The 11,366-nt window shown below is 66.9% G+C and carries 12 protein-coding genes and 1 pseudogene; 4 read left to right on the top strand and 9 right to left on the bottom strand.

All coding sequences use genetic code 11. The features are described from left to right. Both AB0D34_RS44265 and AB0D34_RS44270 read left to right on the top strand, forming a co-directional pair. Positions 1-277 (top strand): hypothetical protein (locus tag AB0D34_RS44265; RefSeq protein ID WP_362673160.1); only part of this gene is annotated, 277 nt, incomplete at its 5' end. Positions 278-321: 44 nt separating this feature from the next. Beyond that, positions 322-809, top strand: a pseudogene (locus tag AB0D34_RS44270) (transposase family protein); the annotation flags it as partial. 618 nt (positions 810-1,427) lie between these two features. On the opposite strand, the gene AB0D34_RS44275 reads toward AB0D34_RS44270, so the two are convergent. After that, on the bottom strand, positions 1,428-2,225 hold the full coding sequence (locus AB0D34_RS44275) for a class I SAM-dependent methyltransferase (protein ID WP_362673163.1): 798 nt from the start codon (positions 2,223-2,225) through the stop codon (positions 1,428-1,430). A 257-nt stretch (positions 2,226-2,482) separates the two neighbouring features. On the opposite strand from AB0D34_RS44275, the gene AB0D34_RS44280 reads away from it, so the two are divergent. Continuing rightward, positions 2,483-3,286 (top strand): TylF/MycF/NovP-related O-methyltransferase, encoded by an 804-nt coding sequence (locus AB0D34_RS44280; RefSeq protein WP_362673166.1) that lies wholly within the window; start codon positions 2,483-2,485, stop codon positions 3,284-3,286. A gap of 382 nt (positions 3,287-3,668) precedes the next feature. On the opposite strand, the gene AB0D34_RS44285 is transcribed toward AB0D34_RS44280, so the two are convergent. The 3 genes from AB0D34_RS44285 to AB0D34_RS44295 form a co-directional block, all read right to left on the bottom strand. After that, complete coding sequence (locus tag AB0D34_RS44285) at positions 3,669-5,174, bottom strand: ISL3 family transposase (RefSeq protein WP_362673257.1); 1,506 nt, start codon at positions 5,172-5,174, stop codon at positions 3,669-3,671. Positions 5,175-5,678: 504 nt separating this feature from the next. After that, positions 5,679-5,876: a hypothetical protein gene (locus AB0D34_RS44290; RefSeq protein WP_362673169.1), complete on the bottom strand. Its 198-nt coding sequence runs from the start codon at positions 5,874-5,876 to the stop codon at positions 5,679-5,681. Positions 5,877-6,047: 171 nt separating this feature from the next. Next, positions 6,048-6,185: a hypothetical protein gene (locus AB0D34_RS44295; protein WP_362673259.1), complete on the bottom strand. Its 138-nt coding sequence runs from the start codon at positions 6,183-6,185 to the stop codon at positions 6,048-6,050. A gap of 627 nt (positions 6,186-6,812) precedes the next feature. Here AB0D34_RS44295 and AB0D34_RS44300 point away from each other — a divergent pair. After that, complete coding sequence (locus tag AB0D34_RS44300) at positions 6,813-8,588, top strand: diguanylate cyclase (RefSeq protein ID WP_362673171.1); 1,776 nt, start codon at positions 6,813-6,815, stop codon at positions 8,586-8,588. Positions 8,589-8,733: 145 nt separating this feature from the next. Here the strand turns inward: AB0D34_RS44300 and AB0D34_RS44305 are convergent, their stop codons facing one another. The 5 genes from AB0D34_RS44305 to AB0D34_RS44325 all read right to left on the bottom strand — a co-directional run. Next, positions 8,734-9,318 carry a vitamin K epoxide reductase family protein gene (locus AB0D34_RS44305; RefSeq protein WP_362673174.1) on the bottom strand — a complete coding sequence of 195 codons (585 nt, stop codon included), beginning with the start codon at positions 9,316-9,318 and terminating at the stop codon, positions 8,734-8,736. Continuing rightward, positions 9,318-9,815: a DUF5949 family protein gene (locus tag AB0D34_RS44310; RefSeq protein WP_362673177.1), complete on the bottom strand. Its 498-nt coding sequence runs from the start codon at positions 9,813-9,815 to the stop codon at positions 9,318-9,320. The genes AB0D34_RS44305 and AB0D34_RS44310 overlap by 1 nt, the downstream gene beginning before the upstream one ends. Positions 9,816-9,914: 99 nt before the next feature. Further along, positions 9,915-10,205 (bottom strand): hypothetical protein, encoded by a 291-nt coding sequence (locus tag AB0D34_RS44315; RefSeq protein WP_362673179.1) that lies wholly within the window; start codon positions 10,203-10,205, stop codon positions 9,915-9,917. Positions 10,206-10,401: 196 nt separating this feature from the next. Further along, on the bottom strand, positions 10,402-10,641 hold the full coding sequence (locus tag AB0D34_RS44320; RefSeq protein WP_362673182.1) for a chaplin: 240 nt from the start codon (positions 10,639-10,641) through the stop codon (positions 10,402-10,404). Positions 10,642-10,846: 205 nt separating this feature from the next. Continuing rightward, on the bottom strand, positions 10,847-11,366 hold a 520-nt coding region (locus tag AB0D34_RS44325; protein WP_362673185.1), incomplete at its 5' end, for a chaplin.

Genomic DNA, 11,366 nt, shown 5'->3' on the forward strand with positions numbered 1-11,366 from the left:
ATCGTCGCACGCTACTTCTGACAAGCCCACAGGCGAACATCCGGCTGAGCACGTTTATCCGTACTTACTTGAGCACTTTCGCGAGTACGCCGACAAGCGGGAGACCCTGCGCGGCGCCCACCACTACCCGGGAGCGGAACTCTGCCGACGCACCGTCTTCCGGTGGCTCACACGCTACAACACCCGCCGCAGGCACTCCGCCAACGGACACCTCAGCCCCGTCGACTACGAGGACCAGCACCAACAGGAGTCCGATAAGCTCACGCTGGCCGCATAACCACCCGAACGCGTGTCCACTTTCGCGGGGGAAGGCCCAAGGTCCTGCGCGAGGCCGACCCCGACTTCGCCCTGCTGGACGGCACCCTGGCCGAGTGCGACCGGGTCGGAGACGGGCGAGCGGACTATGCCCACAAGCACGGCCGGCACGGCGTGAACGTGCAGGTGGTCACCGATCCCGACGGCCGGCTGCAGTGGCTCTCACCCACACTGCCGGGCCGCACTCACGACCTGACCGCTGCTCACACCCACCGGATCATCCGCATTTGTGAGCGCCAGGGCGTCCCCATCTTGGCCGATCTCGCCTACCAGGGTGGCGGTCCCTGGGTGAGTACCGGCATCAAACGCGAGCCCCTGCAGGAACTCGCCCTCACCGAGAAGACCGCCACCGGGCGCTGTCCGCGGCACGGGCACCGGTCGAGCGCGGTGTTGCGCACCTGAAGTCCTGTCAGAACTTCCGCAGATCCCGGTGCATTCCCAACCGCAGGACGTCAATCGCCAAAGCCGTCCTCACCCTGGAGCGGCGGCGCTGAAGAAGCTCACTGATCGTCACCGCACCCGCTGGCGTAACGAGAAGCACTGCACTCGCCGACCACCACCGAGTTGATACGGCGCCTGGCAGCGAGTCGTCCCGGCACCGATCTGACCGCCCCCGCCGTCGTCAAACTCGCCCTCAAGGGCCTGGCCAAGCGCTACCAGCACGCAGGAGGTCGCAGACGCGGACACCGAGCTGCGGGCCCTGATCACCCGCACCGCGCCCGGCCTGATCGCGCTACCACGCGCCGAGACCGAGGTCGCCGGCCAACTACCGGTCGCAGTCGGGTACAACCCCGACAGTCTCGCCTCGGAGGCATCCTTCGCTCACCTTGCGCCACCGCACCCGTGCCGGCCCCTCCGGCCGCACCGACTCAACCGCGGCGGCGACCGCCAGGTCAACCGCGCACTGCACACAATCGTGCTGGTTCGCATGCGTCAGGGCCCAGCACCGCGGCTACGTCGCACGAAGCACCCTCGAAGGGCTCAAGACGAAGGACATCTCCAGATGCCTCAAACGATTCGCCGGCGCCAGGTCTACCACCTCACCAGCGCCTCCAGGAGCGAACCATCGGCATCTACAGCCAATTGACGATCTATATGAGCTTCAGAGCCGCTCAGTGCTTGCGGAAGTGAATCACGGGGCTGCGGTAGTCCAGTTCCATGTCCGGGTCCAGAACCTCATAGCCCAGTTTCTCGAGCAGTTCGCAGGTGCGTGTCCCACCCGCGTTGTACCACCGGCCCGGGCGCGCCACGTCGTCCTCCGAGAGGTTCAACCGTCGCCAGGTGGCACGTTTGCGGGCGTGCGTCTGCAACGGCAGCAGGTAGGCGTCGATCAGTCGTCGCGTCAACTGCCCGCCGCCCTTCCCTAGCAGACTCCTCGTCACGTCGAAGCGAGATTGGTTCTGCACGAAGCTGTTGTACTTGGTGTAGTCGGCAACCATAATGAAGCCATGTGCCCCTGACTGGAACTTCGGATAGAGGTTCGTCAGATACGCAGAGATGCCCTCGAAACTGACGTGGCACAGCGCGTCGAAGCTGAACAGGTAATCGATGCTGTCGTCGGTCAGCATGCCGCAACCGAAGTCCTCGACCTTGAAGTACCGAACGTTCTCGCGCCTGCCCACGTATTCCCAGAAGCCGTTGTGCTCCGCCGAGAGGGCGTCCAGGCAGATGACCTCGCCGGCGCCGGCCATGGCACGTGTCCAGGCCCCCCTCCCGGGGCCGATCTCCACAGCACGGGTCTTGGCGTTGATGTACGGCTTGATGCAGGCCAGGTAAGTGGCGTGTTGCATCGACGTGTAGCCCCACAGCCCGTACAGGGAGTCCAGCGGTTCCAGGGGGTCGGCCCCGAAGAACCCGCCTTTCCAGATACTCCGGAACGATTCAAGTTCGGTAGCCAGTTTCGTCGCCACTCGCTCTCCCTGCCGGTCGGTCGGATCTCTGTCATATCACGGCAGCATAGCCGAGTGGATGAAAGCCACCAGGGTTTGCGCAGGAACCAGGATGGAGACGCAAGAATCCCCATCCCCTTGGCATTCCGCCAGGCTGCGGCGGGTCAACAGCCAATACCGGCGGGGAGCCCGACTCCTCGCAGATCGGAGAGCGAATCCAGTCCGACTCACCGTACAGGAGGCTGGGTCAAATGCATGGTTGTGGCTAGGGTCGCTCTATGTCCAATGTAAAGACAGCAACAAGGAACGCTCTCGACCGCGTGCTCCGCATCGCCGATGCTCGCGTGATCACGCAGCGGGAGGAATTGGTCACACAAAGGCAATACGCTCGTGTGGTGCAGAACCTGTACGACATCCACATCGAGCACGTATTTCCTGCCCTGCGGGAGCGGGAGGGCCGGCTTCCATTGATCTCGAAGCTCATCGGCACTGAGATCAGCGAGGCGATGCACCTTCTCCACTGGCTGCAGAATGCTCAAGACAGCGGTGAGGGCGACGTTGTCGAGATGGGCGTGGCCCAGGGCTCCACATCGGCGCTACTGGCGAATGAGATCATGAATAGCGGTCGGCACTTGTGGCTGTATGACTCATTCCAGGGGTTGTCCCGCCCCACGGCGGAGGACAGGCTCATCGACGACATCGAGGGCCGAGGGACCATGCACAGCTACGAGTCGGCGATGTCGTTCCCCCAGGATCTTGTACGGAAACGGCTCACCTCGGTAGGATTTCCGTTCGATCGGCTCCACATCGTCGCGGGCTTCATCGCCGAGGAACTCCGGGACTTGCCGGATGTCGTGGCCTTCGCATATCTCGACTTCGACCTTTATAAACCAATCCTGACGGGACTGCGGCTACTCGGATCGAGAACGCGCCCGGGCTCCATTCTGATGGTCGATGACTATGGGTACTTCTCCTCCGGTCCGGAGCAGGCCGTACGGGACTTCCTGGCCGAGGATGACCGCTTCGACCTAGTTGTCGGACCCCGAAACGCCGGCCACTTCTGCGCCTTGCTACGGCGGTAGGCCGTAAGTATCCATAAGCTCTCCCAGCTTGGCCACTGATCGGATGAGGTGTCGCGCACTTTGCGGGCGGGCTCGGTGTCGCCGCGCAGCCCGCACAGACCGGATCACGCGGATCTGCGGGCGCCAGGGCGTCCAGGTGCTCGCCGTCCGGGCCTACCCCGGGCCGCCGGCTCGTGGGTTACTCAGGTTGAACTCGCGGAGTCCGATGGCCCGTGACGGTTCTTGATCGTTGCGGTACGACGTCGTCATGCGGTACGCGCATGGGGGCGGGCTGACGCCCAAGGAGCAGGAAAAGCGGGAGCGGGTGCGCCTTGAGGCGGCCGAGCGGGGGAGTGTAAATCTAACGGCCCTGTCTCACATTCGGTGGTGACGGAGCGTGCTGTTATCCGAGGAGGATGCGGTGCCGGAGCAGGGTGAAGCCTGCTCGTCCGTGCATCTGGCGCGCGATCCGTTTGGTCTTGGTGTTGACGCCCTCAGTGGGGCCGTTGCTGTACGGAAGCGTGAGCCCGGCGATCACGGCGTCGATGTCCCGGTCCAGGCCCCGGGTGAAGGCGTGTAGGTGGGGCAGGTCGGCTGTTCTGACTTGGGCGATCCAGTGCGTGAGCGCGTCGGCGTTGTCGGTGTGTGGCGTAAGGAGCGGGGCGAAGTCTCTGATACCTGCGGCCAGTTGGGTCATCTCGGGGCAGGCGGCGGTGAGCTTGGCCAGGAGCTCGTGCTGCTCGTGCTTGAGGTTGTCGGGCCTGGTCAGCAGCATCCGGGCGAGCCGGCGTGGCGAGATATGGCTGCGGTCGGCGTCCGCGCGGCCTTGGTTGATGTACTTGTGCAGAAGGTTCAGGCAGCCCGTGAAGCCGAGGGTCTTGATCTCTTCGAAGAGGTGCTGGACGGGGACGCCGGGGTCTTCACTTCGGCGTTTGCGCAGGTGCTCGCGGTAGGGATCGACCAGGCTGGCACGGTACTTGGGGACGCGAAGCATGCGCTCGGGCCGGTCGGCTCGGGCGTAGCGTTTGACGGTGTTCAGGGCGAGTTGCAGGCGGCGGGCGCATTCGAGCAGGCCCACGCCCTGGTCGAGCAGGCCATGAACCTGGTGCCAGCGTTCGAGGGTGGTCTGAGCGCGGGGCCCGTCGTAGATCGGCGCGTCCAGGACGGTGGCCCAGCAGGCACTGTGTGCCTTCACCTCGCTCAGGGCGGCTTCGCACAGGTTCTTCCATAAATGCCAGCGATCACCGACTTGCACCGCGTCAGGCAGAGCACGGCGGATGGCCTCGGCATAGGTCGCCGAGCCGTCACGGCACACGACCTCGATGCCCGGATGCCCGCGCAGCCACGCTTCCAGGGTGTCGGCCGTGCGGTCGGACAACACGTCGATCCGCTCATGGGTCTCGGCATCGATCACCACGGTGGCATAGCGGTGCCGCCGGCGCAGGGCGAAATCGTCGACGCCGATCACGCGGGGCACACGCCCGGTGGGCAACGGGATGCGCAGCAGGGTGCGCAGGGCCGTGTGACGGGACAGGCCCACCGCGAGTATCGCCAGCAAACGTGATCCCGCCCGGCCCGCTAACTCTTTGGCCACGGCCTTGACCTGCCTGGTCAGACGAGCGGTGCGTCGCTGGTATCGCTCCAGCACCCCGGGCACCTGTTCGCGGAAGGTGTGGCGGCAGCCTCGCGTGGGACACACCAGACGCCGCACCCGCACACGGACCACCACCCGTCGCCCGTCGACCGGAACGTCGGCCACCGTCCGCCAGTGATAGCCGTGCACCCGTCCCGACGAGGCCCCGCACACCGGGCAGACCGCGGTGTCCAGCGGCGTCCGGGCCCGCACCACGATCCGCTCACCCTCGTCGACCACATCCTCCATGACCAGTGGGGACAGACCCGAAAACACCGTCTGCACAAGCTCGTTGACACCTATCACATGAAGGTCAACGACCCTGACAACTCTCCGTCACCACCGAATGTGAGACAGGGCCAAAAAATTGACACACCCGGTGGGCCAGGCGGCGGTGTGGAGCACTGACCGACGCTGCCGACCGATAGTCGATCGCCCAACTGATCGGCCAGTGTGGTGAATTGCTGACTGGTGTATTGAGCGATTCAACTGGTCGTCGCAGCACCTGATCACGGGAGGGTTGCGGGGGAAGACCAGCGGGGTGGGCCACGACTTTGACGGGGCGTCCGGCGAGTCGTTCGCCAGGGCGGCCGCCGATCCGTCGTGAGTGCAGCGGGCGTTCTGGGTGAAGATCGCCGCGGCGTGGTGTTTGAGTGCGCCGAACCCGACCTTGCGGGAGGCGAGGGCGTACTCCCACATGGTCAGCACCAGGCCGGCATCCGCGGGCGGAGATCTCCCGGGCCACCACCCGCGGGAGAAAGCATCCCGGATCGCCGAGCGTCACAAGGGTCCCTCGCCGGTGGAGATCATCGTCAGGTCGGTGGCCCACAACCGGTTCGGCGCACTCGCGGTGAAATCGCGTCCCACCAGGTCCCGGGCGAGCTCGGCCTCGCGCATCCGCCGCTCGACCCTCTTGCAGCCCACGGCCACGCCGTCGCGCTTGAGCAGAGTGCACGCACGGCGAGCCGTAGACCCCACCGGATTTCCGCGGGGATCCACCGGATCTGCTCGGTCAGCTCCGCGTCCCGGCGCTTGCATGCGCACGGCTCCTTCTCGGCGCGGCGCCGGCGGAAGCAGGTGGAGGAAGCGATCTGCAGTTCCACAGAAGGCACTCGACCCCCAGATGCGGGTGCTCGTCGAGGAGCGCCGTCACCTGTGCCGGGTCAGGTCGAGCTGCGCCGCGAAAAACGCCGACGCCGTCCGCAGTACCTCGTCCGCCCCCTTGAGCTGGGCGTTCTCCTTGCGCAGCGCCGCGAGTTCGGCACATTCCTCATGTGAGCCGGTCATCACGTTCGCCGGCGTCCGCCTCGGCCTGCCGGATCCAGCCGGGCAGGCCTCCGGGTGCACGCCGGGATCGACGGCGATCCCCTTGATCTGTGGCCCCAGCCGGCACTTCTGGGGACAGCCATGGCCGATGTCCTCTCTACCTGATGCATGGCACCCTCGTCCGGACCTCTCCCACCGCACGCCGGAATCGCGGTGAGCCGACCGGTCCCCGCCCGGGTGGGGCACCGGAAACGATTCGCCATGCGCCAGCACGACCCACAGGTTGCCGGTGACCGATACGTCTTCTTTACCAGGTCATAGGCACCTACATCCCCAATGCGATGAGCTGTCATTATTTCAGGTGAAGATCACTAAAGCCGGTCGTGCAACTTGCGAGAAGATCCTCCTGATCTCTTTTTTCCGCTCGCGCAGTCCCGTACGTCTTTGCGGCTGCCCTTGTGAGCTCGATCATCGTTGGGGGTTCGCATGATCCACGGGTGGACCGGTCGAGCCGGTTCTCTTCGTAGCACTCGCATTGACTGCCCGCCCCTCGCCTGGGCGGGCAAGACCCTGGGCGGGGGCACCGCTCTGGTCGTCGCCGCCGGAGCGGGTGTGACGGCAGCCGTGCTCGTGCCAGAGGGCGTGGGAGTGACAGCTGCGCACGGCGGGGCCTCCCTGTCCCTCCTTGCCCGGGCCGGGACGGCCCAGGGCAAGGTGCGTCTTCGTTTCACGCTGCTCGCCACGTCGGCTGCGGCGGGTGGCCTGCACCACCTCCTCGTCAGTCAGATCGGCTCCGGAGTGCGCTCCGCGGGGTTCCTGCAGTCCGTTGTTCGTCCGCTGGCGGGCGCCGGGATCGCCGCATGTCTGGGGATCGCTGTCGTCGCGCTGGTGATGGCGGCTGCGGAAAACGGATCGACCCTGACCCGGCTACGACGGATGCTGGACAGCTGGCTGATCGCGGGCTCCCTGCTCACCCTGGGGTGGGTCCTCCTGCAGCATCGTGCCGACCAAGGCGGTGACGTGTCGGCCTCGCTGCTCGGTCTTGCACGCGTCGTGACGGATGTTCTGCTCCTGGGGCTCGTCATCGCCCTGCGCTGCTGCCCGAGGCCTGCTGAGCGCAGGGCCAGCACAGCGGGCGTCCTGGCTCTCGCCGTCCTATTCGCGGGCGACGTGCTCCGCATCCTCCTGTCAGGGCCGGGTGACTGGTACGGGGTCCCCCTCCCGGCAGCCTGCTCGATCACCGGACTGTCCCTCATCGCCCTCGCACCGTGGATGCCGGGGAGCGCCGATGACGTGGTGCTCGACCAACGGACCATGCCCGTCATCGGGGTGGTGGCAGCGTTTGTGCCCATGGTCGTCTGCGCTTTGGCCATCACGGCCCACGCCGTCACCGGTGGCTCCATGGACATCGTGATGGCAGCCCTGGCCGGCTCGGTGCTTCTCGCGCTGGCCGCCCGCCAGGGTGTCACCCACGCCGACCACCTGCGGATCGCACAGGAGGCCGCAGCCAGTGAAGCCCACTACCGCACACTGGTCGACGGCACACACGACGTGATCACCATCATCAGTCGGGACGGGGTGGTGCTCTATGCCAGTCCGGCGATCCACCCGGTTTTCGGGTACCGGCCCGAAGAACTGATGAGCGCTCGTCTGCCCGAGTTCTGCCATCCGGACGACCTGGCGACCTTGCTGCAAGCCGTCCAGACGCTGCAGCAGCAAGCCGAAGCAGACGCCGGCAGAGCGGGCCACCGCGTGTCCTGGCGGCTGCGAACCGCCGACAAACGTTGGCGCCATGTCGAATCGACCATCAGCCGACATCCCGAGGGAATGATCTTCATCAGTCGCGACGTGAGCGAGCAGGTCACGCTCCGGACGCAACTGGAGCACCATGCCTTCCACGACGCGCTGACCGGCCTCCCCAACGGTGCGCTGTTCGCCGACAGGGTCGCCCATGCCCTGCAGAAGAGGAGCGCGGAAGCGGCCCCACCCGTGCTCCTCTTCGTGGACCTGGACGGTTTCAAGGCCGTCAACGACTCCGCCGGACATGCGACTGGCGATGCCCTCCTGGCCCACGCGGCGCGTCGGCTCCAGTCGTCCGTGCGGGCGGGAGACACCGTCGCCCGCCTCGGCGGAGACGAGTTCGCGGCCCTGCTGGAATGGAAGGCAGGGACGCACCCTTCGAGTGCCGGGGAAGTCGCCGCGAGGATCCTGTCCGCTCTGACGGAGCCGTACAGGATCGGCAGCACGGACGCAGTGGTCTCGGCCTCCATCGGCATGGCGGTGGCCATCCCGGGAATCTCGCCGGCGGAACTCCTGCATCAGGCAGATCTCGCCATGTACGCGGCCAAGGCGGCAGGCAAGGGTCGTATCCACGTGCACCAGTCCGAGACGCCGCATGTCTCCAGCGGCGCCTCGAACCGCTGACGGTGCAGACCCGTCCCACCCGAGGCCGCGTCTGCACCACCCGTCGGTCGCGGCGATCGGCCGACAGCACACGGACCGGGGGCGTCCGGCCGTGGATGAACCGTCCACGCCCAGTGCATTGGGCACGACCGTCCCCGCGGGACTGTCAACCCGTCCAGAAGTCCCACCATCGCGTCAGGATCAGCATCCCGACAACGCCGACGTGCAGTAGCGGCAGCGCGTGGGTGAACTCGCCGAAGAGAGTCCCCAACCACCCGGGCGCGGGCAGGAATTCGTTCCGTACGTTGAAGGACGTCAGATACCAGAACACGAAGATCGTGGCGATCCACGCCAGACAGCACCACAGGCACAGGGCGTTGATCCGGTACAACGACTCGAACTGCAGCCACGACACGAATCCGATCCCGAACAGCGCGCCCGCCTGGAAGGTCAACCAGTACCACCGGGGGAACCTCGCGCCGGCCAGCAGACTCATGCCGACGCAGATCACGATGCCGTAGGCGACCAGGCCCAGCATCGGATTGGGGAATCCGAACACCGAGGCCTGGTCGCTCTTCATCACGTTGCCGCAGGAGAGCACCGGGTTCAAGCTGCAGCCCGGCGTGAAGTCCGGGTCCTCCAGCAGCTTGAACTCGTCGAGCGTGATGACCCAGGAGGCGAGCACTCCCGCCGCTCCCATCACCACCAGCAACAGAGCGAGAGCCCGGCTGCCGCCTACGGCCCTGGTCATCAGCCGCGCAGGCTGCGGGCCGGGAGCAGGACGTGCGCCGCGGCCTTGAGTGTCTCCTCGGCGCCCGCGAAGGCGGCCAGCATCTCGGGGGCGACGGGCTTGCCGGGCTCGGCCGCGGGCCAGGGCCGCGTGGTGAACACAAGGTAGGCGTGCCCGCGTCGCCCGACGGCGGCGAGCCACTCCGGCGGCGGCACGCACTGAACGTTGAGGTGGGGCATGGTGACGACGGCCCGACCGGCCTCGACGAGCAGGCTGATGGGCAGGCTGGGACGGTCGGCGGTGCCCACGAGTTCGTCGCCGACGGACAGTCCGGTGCTGAGCAGCAGCCGCTCGACGGCGGCTGCTGAAGCCTCCGGGCCGCTCGCCCCGTTCCCCAGGGAGTAGGCGAAGAGGTAAGGCATGTCGCCATCGGGGGCCGCGCCACTCCAGGCCATCACGACGAGCGTGCCCAGATCGGCGGCGCGGAAAGGGCGTGTTTCGCTTGAGGTTGAAATCACCGCGGAACCCTATCGACGCACCGACACGTACCCAACCGTTCTCACCCGTACAGCCGATGGCCCGAAGGATCTCCACACGAACGAGGGATTGCGGGTACGTCAACCCTTGAGGGGAAGTCCGCCGAGGAGCCGACCATGGCCGCCTCCCGAATTGAGGGAGTTCGTCGCACCTTTCACCGTGCTGAGCACGGAGCCCTTGCTCTCGGTGTCGAGCGCGTCCGACTGGTGCTGCAGCGGACGGACGTCGAGGGGAGTGCTGGTGAGCGTGTTCAGACCGCCGTTGAGGCTGGTCGGCGTGAGGTCGGCGGTGTCGTACGCGAAAGCGGGCGCTGCGACGCCGGCGACGGCCAGGGCCCCGGCAACGACGGTTGCGCCTTTCAGGGATTTCATCGTGTTCCTCTCTTCGGCGGCTCATGCGGCCGGAGGGAATGACGTCACCGGGCTCAACGAACCCCGGTCGTGACGGAAATTCCGCGTGCCGAAAGAATTCCTGGGGGCACCCTCGAGAGCGCCCGGCGACCCTTCCTGAGCAGGACGGCCGCCCTCCCCTGCGGGAGGGCGGCCGATGGAACGGGCTTCGCCTCAGTCAGCTGTTGTCGCAGACGTTGCCGAACCCCGGGTTCAGCAAGCCGACGACATCGACCGTGTTGCCACAGCCGTTGACCGGAACATGGACCGGCACCTGAACGACGTTGCCCGACAGGACGCCCGGGGAGTCGGCGGCGGCGGCCTGGGCGCCGCTGTCGGCGGCGGCGATACCGGCGGTGCACGCCACGGCCGCGGCGGCAATGGAGGTCAGGGCCAGGCCCTTCGCAATACGCAACATGGAGGAGGTGCTCCTTAGGATTGACACAACACCCGGGCGGGATGCCCGGCTCTGTGTCAACGCTTGGTGCATCCGGGAGTTGCGCCGCCAATGGGGTGATCCCCTCACATACGAGGACACCACGGGATCGGTTGCACGCCGCCCCTGGACGGTCCCGCGCCGGGGGCCCTGGGGCGGGTGCGCAGTATCGGAGCCTGCACGCTGTTTACGACACGCGGGCTCGGCCCCGTCGGTACAGGATGGCTCCGCCGAGGAGCAGCGCAGCACCAGCGGCCGATGCCGAGAGGACGTTCTCACTTCCGGTGGCGGCCAGGGCGGGTGCACGTCCCGCATCCGCGGTGCCGGAGGTCGTCAGCGACGTGCCGGAGGCCAGGGACACCGGCTCGGACCACTGTGTGCTCGGCGACTCCACCGAAGGCTCGGTACGCGACGTGACCACCTGTGTCACTGGCGTGGCGGGCGTGGCGGGCGTGGCGGGCGTAGCCGGCGTGGCCGGGGTGACGTCCCCGTCGCCGGGCGAGGCCACCGGGGCGTCCGGCTGGGTCTGCTCCAGGGGGTCGTCCGAGATGCTGGACGCCTCGTCGCTGTCGCCGTCGCCACAGGAGTTGCCGAACGCCGAGTTGAGGGCGCCGATCGCGTCGACGGAGTTCCCGCACGCATTCACCGGAATGCTCACCGGCGCCTGGACGTTGTTGCCCGAGAGGACACCGGGTGAGTCCGAAGAC

The organism is Streptomyces sp. NPDC048420 (assembly GCF_040651535.1).
GTDB lineage: Bacteria > Actinomycetota > Actinomycetes > Streptomycetales > Streptomycetaceae > Streptomyces.